7 protein-coding genes are annotated in these 12,334 nt (G+C 35.8%); all 7 read right to left on the bottom strand.

Features of this window, described 5'->3' with window-relative positions; genetic code table 11:
- Positions 1-16: 16 nt before the first annotated feature.
- Genes BLV86_RS09740 through BLV86_RS09710 form a run of 7 tightly spaced genes read right to left on the bottom strand, consistent with a single transcriptional unit; the run spans position 17 to position 12,279 of the window.
- Positions 17-1,987 carry a glycosyltransferase family protein gene (locus BLV86_RS09740; protein ID WP_090816585.1) on the bottom strand — a complete coding sequence of 657 codons (1,971 nt, stop codon included), beginning with the start codon at positions 1,985-1,987 and terminating at the stop codon, positions 17-19.
- A gap of 48 nt (positions 1,988-2,035) precedes the next feature.
- On the bottom strand, positions 2,036-5,359 hold the full coding sequence (locus BLV86_RS09735) for a glycosyltransferase family 2 protein (RefSeq protein WP_090816583.1): 3,324 nt from the start codon (positions 5,357-5,359) through the stop codon (positions 2,036-2,038).
- A 4-nt stretch (positions 5,360-5,363) separates the two neighbouring features.
- Positions 5,364-6,608: an ABC transporter ATP-binding protein gene (locus BLV86_RS09730; protein ID WP_090816581.1), complete on the bottom strand. Its 1,245-nt coding sequence runs from the start codon at positions 6,606-6,608 to the stop codon at positions 5,364-5,366.
- Between the two features lie 9 nt (positions 6,609-6,617).
- Positions 6,618-7,580, bottom strand: a complete 963-nt coding sequence (locus tag BLV86_RS09725; protein ID WP_242873280.1) for an ABC transporter permease — start codon at positions 7,578-7,580, stop codon at positions 6,618-6,620.
- A 1-nt stretch (position 7,581) separates the two neighbouring features.
- On the bottom strand, positions 7,582-9,147 hold the full coding sequence (locus tag BLV86_RS09720; protein WP_090816578.1) for a class I SAM-dependent methyltransferase: 1,566 nt from the start codon (positions 9,145-9,147) through the stop codon (positions 7,582-7,584).
- Positions 9,140-11,182, bottom strand: coding sequence for a glycosyltransferase (locus BLV86_RS09715; RefSeq protein WP_090816576.1), 2,043 nt, complete (start codon positions 11,180-11,182; stop codon positions 9,140-9,142). Before BLV86_RS09715 ends, BLV86_RS09720 begins: the two co-directional genes overlap by 8 nt.
- Positions 11,179-12,279: a glycosyltransferase family 4 protein gene (locus BLV86_RS09710; protein ID WP_090816575.1), complete on the bottom strand. Its 1,101-nt coding sequence runs from the start codon at positions 12,277-12,279 to the stop codon at positions 11,179-11,181. Before BLV86_RS09710 ends, BLV86_RS09715 begins: the two co-directional genes overlap by 4 nt.
- Between the last annotated feature and the right edge of the window lie 55 nt (positions 12,280-12,334).

Raw genomic sequence — 12,334 nt, 5'->3', positions numbered from 1 at the left:
GTCTCCTACTATTTCTTCAGATAATCATTTTCGTCATAGATTCGAACCATATGCGTACAAACTGGAAAATCCATAGGACAATAATAATTATTGTCACCATATTCTTTATCAAGAGATTTTTTGAGTCTCCAATACTACTGTTGCTGTCCAGGGTAATAGATATGTTTTCTGCTACAATGCCAAATACAAAGCCGATAAGCAATGCAACTATAATAATATATCTTCCTTGTGGCTGATAATCACGATAGTAGGATTGCATAACTGACAATATAATTACAGAGAAACTTGATAAAGCAAAATTGGCAAAAATCATATACGATAACATGTTGTGTTTTTTACTAATCATTATCAAAACAAACATCATGGTTGCAAAAATAATCAAAGCATAATACTCTCCGTACTGTATAGTTGGAATAGGTACATTTAAGTATCCAAAACACGCTATAAAACTTCTTGTAGTGTCAACAATCCATCCGGCATCGTTATTAAATACCATGTCTGATATCGAATTGCTACTCTCTACACCCGGATTGTAGCGAATTAAATCTTTCCCTTGTTTAATCCATTCCTGTCGTGACAGTTCCTCAGATGCAATTCCAAGAAAATCTCCATTATGTAATAATCCGTTTCTAATAAAAAACAAACCTGAAAGACAGAAAGTAATAACAGCTATAAAAATAGCTCGCTTAATCATAAAAGAAGCTTTCTTATCAATTGTTTTATCTGATAAGCACGAAACTATACAGTACCAACATGCAAAAGCTATCCATACGCATACCGTATAATATGATAATAAACATAAAGCAAATGATGCTGCCAGCCCAACACTGCTTACTTTATCCCAATGCGTTTTATGCCCTTTTACTAAATAATATGCTCCCATTGCTACTGCGGCTAATGATAAGGAATCGTTATTTAAATACATTCCGCAAAACATAACCTGTGGAACAAAGCAAGTGATTACTGCAAAGGCAAAAGATGCTATTCTCTTTTCAAAAATTTCATTACCGATTTTCAAGCAATAGTAGCACGTGAATAACGTTGCAATTATACTTGGCATGCGTGACATCGTAACAATTACATTAGGATTGTCTGTGACAACAGAAACCACTCTCATAAAGAAGGCACCTATTAAAGATGTCAAATATGGTCTTAATGCATATGAAAATCCCCAACCGGGAATAATAACATCTTTTTCATACCCTTTCGGAAGCCTTCCTGTGCGAAAAATGTAATCTGTTAAAATAAAACGTGCATACTCATCAGGACAGTATTTGGTGGATATCATTATCCCACCACACAGACAAATCAAAAATACAATAAGTACCAAAATCTTTTGCTCAGGATATAGCCCATGTCTTTTTATTTCATTATGTTTTGGCTTATAGGATAAACATATCAGCACCAATAATCCAAATAAATCCATTATTATACAGTAAATAATAGCGCATACTACAGTTCTTATCTTAAGAATATCTATGTATCTTTTAATCGATTCATAATTGGTAATATCAATACAAATGTATGGATCATCACCACTTGTATAAACAACTAACCTATCGGACGACTCAAGCTTCACACGTGCATCATTCTGAATTCTTGAATCTAATACTTTATTTATCTCTAATTCGAATGTCTTCGCCCCTATTATTACGGACATATTATGGATAATAATAGTATGTCTGCCATATCCTAAATCCAAACGAAGATGATTAATATCCATCTCCATCGGAATTTCAAAATATACTGTACTCTTTCCCTCCTTTACATTTATCGCGGTAGATTTTTCTTCATTGAAATCTAAATTATCTTCATAATACAACTGAAAAGGAAAACTATCTTCCGTGGTTAATACTGTTTCAAATCTGAATTTTTCGTAATTCGGATTTCTAACAGTCATACTAAAAATAGCTATGTCAATAAAAAACAGAATTGTTGTCAGAACCACATATATTTTATTATTTAATAACATTGCAACTTTTCTCATTGTATTCTACTTTCTATTTGAAGATTCTCCGCCAATTCATAGTTAGCATTACAAATCCAATTCACCAACTCTTATATCTTGAATATCATCGTTTCTTACTACATTAATAAATCTCAAAATCATATTATAAGTCTTATTTTTTTTAAACGACACATCTGAAAAAGTCGCATCAAATCCACTATTACATAAAAATTTCACTTCAGGTATAGCAATCGCTACATCCGATCGTTCTTTTGAAAGAAGCTCACACTCATAAACAGGTCCACCATCAGTTTGAAGAATAAGCGACATTTTATACTGGTAATGCTTATCCCCATTGCAGAACGCCCAACCGTTGAATCGTACTCCCTCATCACTTTTTCCCAAAGTATCAAAATAATACCTTATATCATACGTATGCTCATGAAAATCAAAATCAGTCAATTCTCTAAGTGAACAGTATTTCCTTCTAAAACTTGATTTTCTCATCACTGGCCTGTAGTTTTCTTCCCAATAAATGTGAGATATTCCCTCTGTGTCAATTATCTGAATCCCAAGTCTATACGGAATCACGTCCATCCTTATACTATTTGTGTCAACGATGCACTCAAATCCACACATCAATAGATCTTTACGACCTCCAAAAGCCTCAACCAGATCTTTCCTTCTTACATTCACCACCGGAGCCTTATACTTATATCCATATATATCCTCAAAAATAAGATTTCTCTCAAGATCAGCATTATCTGTCCTGTCATTAAGAAATGCCCATCCATAAATCCTTATCTCATTCTCCATCACCACCTTATCAATTAGAGCATTAGTATGTGGCACAGAGCCAAAATCATCTAAAACAGATACTTCATCAATATTATTACTTAAATCAATCTCTTCTCCGTAATAGCAATGAAGGTTGTGGTTAAGAAATGGATCTCTGTTTACTAACAAAGGATGTAGTCTATACAATCTTTGTAGTTCTCTCGATAGTCTGAAAAACTTATCATCATCATCAAAATCATAACCTCTGCTCAAGGACTCATAATGATAGGCATATACATCCTGTCTTATAACAAGATAGTATCCAAGTTCATGAACCTTGAAGCAAAGGTCTACGTCGTTATATGCCACGGCGAAACCTTCATCAAATCCTCCGACCTGATTAAATACTTCCTTATCGATCATAAGACACGCACCTGTAACACAACTTACATTGTAATCAGATCTATTAAATTGGTTATAATATACGTATTTATCATTTTTTCCCGCAAAGCTATGTCCCGGTCCTTCTTTAAGTTTAGCAACTCCTGCATGTTGAATGATGGTTGACATTGGATAGAAAAGCTTGGCACCAACTACTCCTACATTTTCCTGTATTGCCTGTCCAACCAACCGATCCAACCAGTCCTCCTGAAAAATCTCAATATCGTCATTTAAAAATAAGTAATATTCTTTTTGAGCTATTTCTGCACCTATATTGCACATCTTAGAAAAATTAAACTGGAACTCTTCATATACATATTTGCAATCATTTTCGGTCAGGTATCGATGTATCAATTTTCTATTATTTTCAGAACTACCGTTATCCACAACCAATATCTCATAGTTCTTATATGTAGTAACCGCCTTAATAGAGTCAATACATTGCTTCAATATAGTATAATTATCTTTCGATGGAATAATAATACTGACCCCAGGATTATCAACTGGATCATATACCACACGATACTGAGATACATCACTAATAAACTCCACATGGCCAGCAATATTTCTCCTTTTCAGAGCATCTTCCTTTGCGCGTTTTGCAGCATTGACAGCATAGTTCTTAGAGCCCATTGTAAAGGCAACCGACTCTTTTCTTTCCCTCCAATGATACAGTATCTTACTGATATGACCTACTCGGGAATTATCAGAGTGTTCCATAAACCGAAGCACAAAGTCATAATCCTGAGATCCATTGTATTCAGAGCGTAGACCTCCTATTTTCCTGACAACATCCATTCTATATGCTGACAGATGATTGGTATAATTCATACTCCAGAACAGATCCGGCGACCAATCGGGTTTAAAAAAAGGCATATGTCTGATTTTTCCATCTTCTGTTATCTTATCTTCATCGGTATATATGAAATCCAAATCGGGATTTTCATTTAATTTTTTTGCCATCTCATAAAATGCATTTGGGGCAATCAGGTCATCACAATCCATGAAAACCAGGAAATCCCCTTTTGCTAAAGCAATTCCATCGTTGGTGGCCATTGAAATATGACCATTGCTCTGCCTATAGATGACCTTTACATGTTCATTTATTTCATATTTTTTTAGCGTTGGAACTACATTTTCCCACGTAGAACAATCATCAACCAATATCGCTTCATAATTCTTGTATGTCTGATTCAAAATAGAATCTATTGCGCCTCTAAGTTGATCATCAGCAGTATTATAAACCGGAACAACTATGGAAAACTTTGGCTGATACTCTAATTCAATTTCACGTTCTGGTTTTTGATGTTTCCTAAGCCATCTACGATATTTAATCAGGTCATATTCATTCTCCAGATGATACTCTCCTTCCTCAGGTATAGTTTTTTCCGTATTTTTATCTACTGCTTCTTCATTGAGATCAAGGCCCATTCTCCCCAAATATCCGATTAACATATCGTGAGTAACTCTTGTCTTGCCATTCTCCGCTACCCTCTCAACAGCATCAAAATAAGTAAAAATACCTTCCAGAAATTTGCGCTTCGACTCATTGTCATATAATTTCCCAAATATTATCCTGTCCTCACCGCACAAGTGTCCGACATTTGGTGCAGAAAATAAGATCTCAAATAAATCAATATTGTTTTTTACATCTCTTTGAAACCCATAATCTTTATAGAAATCAAAGAAGTATGTTTTATATCGTTGTCCATGAACATTTTTGATACTGTCTTCAGAATTCAGTATTCCGGGACATAGATAATAAGTTTCATGATCACATAAAGCATCTTTTTTTAATCTATCAATATGATTTATTAAACTCCCATTCCAATCACAGCAAAACACATATGCATCCGAATCAAACAAGCCTTGATTATCCTCTTCTATTTCGGTCATATCCAAGTATTCAATGTTATCAATTCCCGCTCTTTTGAACACCTGAAACATATAGTAGCCCGATTCAGAAACAAAAAAAATCCTTCTGTCATCACGAAGGCTATCCAAAATCCATGATTTTAAAACATAATAAAAAGGGCCGCCAATTATTACGCCAATGTTTAACCAAAAATCAGCAGGTCCATCACATAGCTCGTTTATAGCTGCAACAAGCTTCTTTTCTTCTGATTCTTCAAGACCCTCCCCTATAAAATCAAGCGTTATATCAACCAGTTCTTTTTTCCTATCAAGCTTCATACAATTATACTCCAACCTTCCACCTGTGATTCAGTATGACAACTCCCTCACCGATGTAATCCATCTTCACAAAAAACGTCATAATCTTAGTCCTGTAATCTATGTTTACTATTCCCGCCTGATCAAATATTCCGACATCAAAATAATATTCACCGCCTATAAGATTGAAACAATCATAAGTAAGTTCAATCTCATTATATCCTTTCTTCCACGGAATTCTGATGTTATCAAGTTTAGTATTTATTCCACAGATATACTCATTATCAATCCTGCGTATAGCCACCCCAAGAAGCGGATTCTCAATACTATCATCCGCAACAAGGTAGCTTACCTTCAGTATCACCTTTTGACCATGTTGTATTTCCTGTATATCCTTATATGCCGAATCCATCATGTGAAACTCATAGATCTTGACTATATCAATCCCCGACAAATCAACAACCTGCTGCCTCGACTTTTCAGGGGCTATATTGTCATTCTTCTGAGCCATATACTGGTCTATCGGCATCTCACTCTTTAAGAAATCAAGATAACGGTCAGTGACCTCATCTGTATTCCCATCAAGGATGAGCTTTCCCTGATTTAACCAGATAGCTCTGTTGCAAAATCTCTTCACAGAATTGATATCATGAGTTACAAAAAGGATAGTCTTGCCTGCCTCAATAAACTCCCTGAATTTGTCCATACACTTAAGCTGGAATCTTACATCTCCTACTGCCAGGGCTTCATCAACTATCAATATGTCAGGATCTACATTAATTGCCACAGCAAATGCCAATCTTACAAACATACCACTTGAATACGTTTTTACCGGCTGATCTATAAACTCTCCTATATCTGCAAACTCTAAAATATCAGGAATCTTCTTTTCTATTTCTTTCTTACTTATATGCATCATGGTCGCATTGAGGTATATGTTCTTCCGACCGGTATATTCCATATTAAAACCTGCCCCCAGCTCCAAAAGAGCTGCGACCTTGCCGATTACTCCTACATTGCCTTCTGTCTGATTTAAGACACCTGTGAGAATTTTCAAAATAGTTGACTTACCGGATCCGTTTCTCCCTACTATTCCTACGATCTCACCCTTTCCGACTTCAAATGATACATCATTAAGTGCATAGTAATTTCTGGAATAAGTCCGCTCTTTACCACCAATCCCAAGTGCTTCCTTAAATCTATCCTTGGGATCATCATACATCTTATAGATTTTTGTTACATGATTCACCTTGACTACAGCGTTTTTCATTAATATCTCCTACAATACATCTGGAAAATGCACTTTTAATCTGTTAAAGAATTTTACTCCACCAATATATACAACAATTGCTACTATCCAGAAGTAAGTAGTCCAAACCGGTTTATCCCAAAACCATTTCTTGAAAAGAATCACATCTCTGAATCCATCAACGATATAGTAGAAAGGATTAAGTCTGAAAATTTTATGCATCATTGGAGGCAATGTGTTTTCTGCATTCCACATAATAGGTGTAATCCATGTTCCAATCATAAGCACGATATTTATAACCTGCGTCATATCTTTAAAAAATGCTGTACAGGCAGCGGTAAAATATGATAACCCCAGGATAAAGAAGGCAGAGCAAAAAATATAATAGAATATCTGAAATATATATAAGTCGATACCTATTCCATACATACATGCGATTACTATCAGTGCTCCAAGAAAAAATGCATGTACAAAAAGAGCTGAGGCAACCTTGAGTACCGGAAGTATCCCCACATTAAACACCATTTTTTTTACAAGGTAAGAGTATTCAAGAAGTGAGGAGGCGCCACCATTTAGAGCCTCCTGAACATAAAACCAGGGAATCAGTCCTGACATTAAGAATAATATAAAGGGATAATCCCCTACATCACCCGCACGCAGTCCTATCTGGAACACAAACCAGTAAAGAAGAAGTGTAATAACAGGATTTATAAAAGCCCAAACCACTCCAAAAATACTGCCTACAAATCTCGCCTGAAAATCATTTTTGACAAGATCCCAAAACATATCTCTGCTTCTGTAAATATCCAGTGGCACTCTGAACAATGTTTCGATATTACTTAAGCAATATACCCCGAGAGTATCTGTCACCAGGCATAAAAATATGTTTACATACATACTTAATTTGTCATATATCCTGAAAGCCAGAAATACATTGGCAATAACTGCAGCCGTTACTATAATTAGTGCTGCGATTATCTTCTTTTTTTTCATATTACCGTCCCACTATCCTTCTTTTGATTCCCCTAAGTATCCTTCCGATAAATCTGACAAGCCGTATTCCCGGATACTTTCTGTAATGCTCTACCGCCTGATCAAGTTCCTTAATTCTTGCATTTCTTTGATCAATGATTCTATCCAATTCAACAATATAAGTATCCTTACTATCTGCAAGTGCCTGATATGAACCTAAAAGAATAATCTTTTCATCAAGTTGTTTTCTCAGCTTCATAGACTCTTCTTCTGCCGCATCTTGTATGATTTTTTTCTCTTGCTCATAGGCATGACTAATGTCATTCATTTCTTTATTATATTTGGACAAATTATCAGATATCTGTCTTTCCAGATTATTGATACAATTCCTATATTCTTCTTCACTTTTATTGAACCGGGTTTCTAAGTCATTGATTATCTTTTCACGCTCGTTCAATTGGCTTACATATTCATTCACTTGTTTCGCTAACTCTGATATCCCACGTTCAGTAGAATTAATGTACTCTTCCCCCAATAAAATAAATTCAGAATCAATCGAAACCGGTTCTCCGCTTCCATCTAATGTAATTGTAACCTGAGGATCATTTCCTTTAATCAGGACTTCTTCCCCAATATCAACGGAATCGGAAAATTGTGGTGAAAGCTCTTTTGTTCCCTGTCTGACATGAAGGTACTTCAAGTAACAGCCCTGTAACTCAACAGGATCAAATCTGATACATCGGAGATTAATAGTATCATCAATTCTATAATTCACATAATAAGCACCATTTTTTGAAAACAACGCTTTAACAGGTATAATATCCCTTTCATTAAACCCTTCTCCCCTGTCTAGATAAATATGGCTATATACGTAAGGCTTCTTCAAATGATACTTATCATCTGAAACGTCCACAGGACTTTTCTGCATAGTGATGATGAACTGATATACCTGTCCGGCTTTACGCTCATTAAGAATATTCAAAAGCAACAGCGATGATTTAAGTTCCTTTCCTCTAAACTGCTCTGTTAATCCTGTCTCTGTATATGTAGCCTCAACTGTTTTTAAATAGAGATCCGAGTCTCTGGCGAAATCTTCAAGGTTTTCAAGCCCCCAAAAATGCACATGGGTATTGTCCAAAAGACCAATATCTGTATAGTCAAATCGGTCCATATATGATTTAAGAATTATGTCATTGTGAGTAATATTTGGTATAGAGATAAATACCTTTCCATCCTCTGCAAGCATATTTCCGGCAATCTTAAGTACTTTGACCGGTTCAGTAAGGTGTTCCAGTACATCAGCGAATAATATTGCATCAAATCTTATATCTTTGAATTTCGTTACCCATTCATATTTCTGAATATCCCCGCAGACACCATCTTTAGCGTATTTGATCGCGCTTTCGTAAGCTTCAATATCATATTCCACAATATATACAGCACAATCCAACACTTCTTTCATATAGCGGGTCATCCTGCCATGTGCACAACCAAACTCAAGCACGTTCATCCCGTGTTTTAACTTTTGGACAATCATTCCTGTGGATGTCTGCTGAGACAGATCCATTTCAAAATTATATTTAGACATTTTTTATTCTCTTCAAAAAATTATACAACCGTGGATGTTTCCTCAATCTGCTCTTGATTCTTTCCAGACTATCTGTAGAATCTGTATAGTTCACATAGCATCTATGAATGTTGGAATCGTACATGACTCTCCTCCATCTTTCATAGAGTCTGTTTACGTCAATCTTTTCTGATAACACAGACTGAAGCATCTTATCTACATCCTCAGCTACATCATCCCAACTTCTGTTACATATATCATTTGGAGAATCTGTAATATTGATGGTCAATGCTTTCTCTATACAGCTGTCTATTTCATCTATACTGTTGAATGTGACTACAAATTTTCCATCATGATCAAAGTATTCAATAAGCTCCCGATTCAGTTCATTATCTTTAACAACTATAGGCTTCCCAAAATCAATAGCCGTAAGAATTGGCAAACCAAATCCTTCATATACACTTGGAAACAATATTGCCCTGCAATTCCTGTAAAGCAGTCTCAGGAATTCATTACTGAGATTTCCGGTCTGATATCCATATATGTTATCAGTAACCATACCGGTGTATGCATTACCAATCACGATAAAGTTACGTTTTATGTTTTTTAATTCAGGAAGCACATTAATCAGGTTTTTGTGTTTATAGTGATTGCCTATAACCACCACATAGTCATCGAATGGGAGCTTCGATTGAGTATCAATTTCCTTTTCGTTGTCAAAAAATCTTCCATGATAAACAACCTGTGTCTTAATGTTTCCGGAATCAAATATACGGTTAAAATACGTACGTGTTTCTTCTTCCGAAAAATCGCTTATAAATACAATACCATCAGCGTATTGGATAGACTGTTCAAATATAGACTCCCTTTCCCAATCATCCACTAGAAGATAGTTACTACGTATACTGATGATATCCTGCATGCAGAATACGTATTTAAGACAACCACGATTCAGCAAATGCCAGTGTGTACTATTTATGATCTGAGACGGAGTATATGCTATATCAAATGTACCCACTATATTGTCCGGATGATATACATCAGAGTATTTCCTGCTTATCCCATGAAACTTATCTGCTGCTTCATTGGTCAGTATTGCAATCTCATATTTTTCACTGTATAACCTGTAAAAACTTTGAAGGAAACTTAATCCATACTGTGCTGTTCCGTTATATGCGTTTGGAACTTCGTACAGATCTATCAAAACACGTTTTTTAGGATAGAGTTCACCAATTAAGTCAGCAAAATAATCTATCGGATCAATCTGATGTTTTTGGTACATCGAAATAATCGTTGGATAATAAGGGTACCTTTTTACCAGATATTCGTTATGCTTAAAATCCAATTCATTTCTTCTGGATCCAAAGCTCCTGGATTCATAATGATATACAAATGCCCTGTTTGCAGCAAGCACACTGTAACCATACTGATTGATCCGCATACAAAAATCATTTTCTTCATTGTATCCGGGACTATATATCTCATCAAAAAGTCCATAGGTTTTAATCAGTTTTCGCTTGATCAAAAATGCAAATCCTACTCCGGTTGGCATCACACTGTAACGTGGCAACATACCCTTTACAAGTTCATAGACCCTAAAGGATTCTTCGGGTTTCAGTTCATGAGAGGCTTTTTTATTGGAAGGAATTGTGTAAATGGTAGCACAATTGCTGCGAGGGCAGACCACTCCATGCTTCTCTGTAATATAAAGTACCTGAAGCATTTCCTCCAAAAAACCTTCTGTGACCTCCGTATCAGAATTAAGTAGCAGGATATCATTATCTGTTTTGTCAAGTTCGTAGACTGCTCTGTTGCAAGTCTTAACAAATCCCATATTATCGGCATTTGCTTCATATACAAAATTTGCAGAATTGCTTATTTCTTCTATGATTTTGTTTTCCAGATACTCCCAATCAGGCCCTTTGTCATTGATGAGAATTACTTTATGTCTTGTATCCAAATGTTTTTTTAACGATTCTATGCATCGTTTCAATGTATCCCAATCATCATACACCGGTATCACAACTGTAACGTTTCTAGCTATATCACCATTCATCTTTTAATACACATTTTCTTATATATATCCTTAAGCTTTTCAGCCTCTGTTTCCCAACTGTAGTGCGGAGTTTCTTCCGCACCCCCCCTCATTAAAGAAATACCTTCTTTTTTGAGAAGTTCCTCTATCCCCTTTACTATTGAACCTATATCCTTAGGGTCAAAATAAATAGCGCTGTCACCCAGTACCTCATGCATCACTTCGATATCTGATACAGCCACCCTGGTACCACATCTGAGCGCCTCCAACGGAGGTATACCAAAGCCTTCAAAAAGCGAAGGGTAGATAAGTCCCTCCGCTTCATTTAAAAGCCCAACAAGATTCTCTCTTTTGACGTACCCCGTCAGGATGATGCTTTTCATGTCCTCCTCGGATATATATGCAGCCTCATCATCCTTCCAGGCTTTTTTCCCTACTATTACAAGCTTTAATCCTGTTCCTGCCGTTTTCTTATATTCAAGAAATGCTTTAAATAGCCTTTTCAGATTTTTCCTTGGGTGTCTGTTGCCCACAAACATAACATAAGGTTCATCACCTATTGAATATTTGTTCCTTACATTAAGCTGCTGCAGCCGTTCTTTAGAAAGTTTTCTGAATTCGCTGCCCGCAGCGTTATATACCACGCTGATTTTATCTCTGCTAATACCATAGACTTCAGAAATATCATCTGCAGAAAATTCCGAAACTGTCACTATCCTTGAAGCCTTTTTAGCCGCATGACGAACAAGTATCTTGTCCTTTAGCCATTCTGTTCTCGAAAAGAATTTCCTGAAATGCTCAAAACTGATATCATGGATCGTGACCAGCACCTTGCATGGTCTCAAAAAAGGCACATAATACTGAGTATGCAGCAGATCGAGACGATATTTTATACACAACAGAGGAAGCTCTATATATGTTCTGACAAATGCGCTGTTGCTTTTATATCGAATCGTAATATAATTATGCTCATAAGGTATATTTGATAATTCTTTTTTTATAAATAGTATATATGTATCCTCAGGATCAGGCTTCATTGCTTTTATTATGCCGTCATAAAAGCTTTCGTTTCCGCCTGACTCATCGCCGAGCATATGTGCATCTATCCCTATTCTCACAATTGTATTTTCCTCATTATATTTTTACATATTTGTTTCATCCATTTTTGGTAAA

Source organism: Oribacterium sp. KHPX15, from assembly GCF_900107835.1.
Taxonomy (GTDB): domain Bacteria; phylum Bacillota; class Clostridia; order Lachnospirales; family Lachnospiraceae; genus Oribacterium.
The sequence above is the reverse complement of the archived record's forward strand: the minus strand, read 5'-3'. Positions and strand labels throughout refer to the sequence as shown.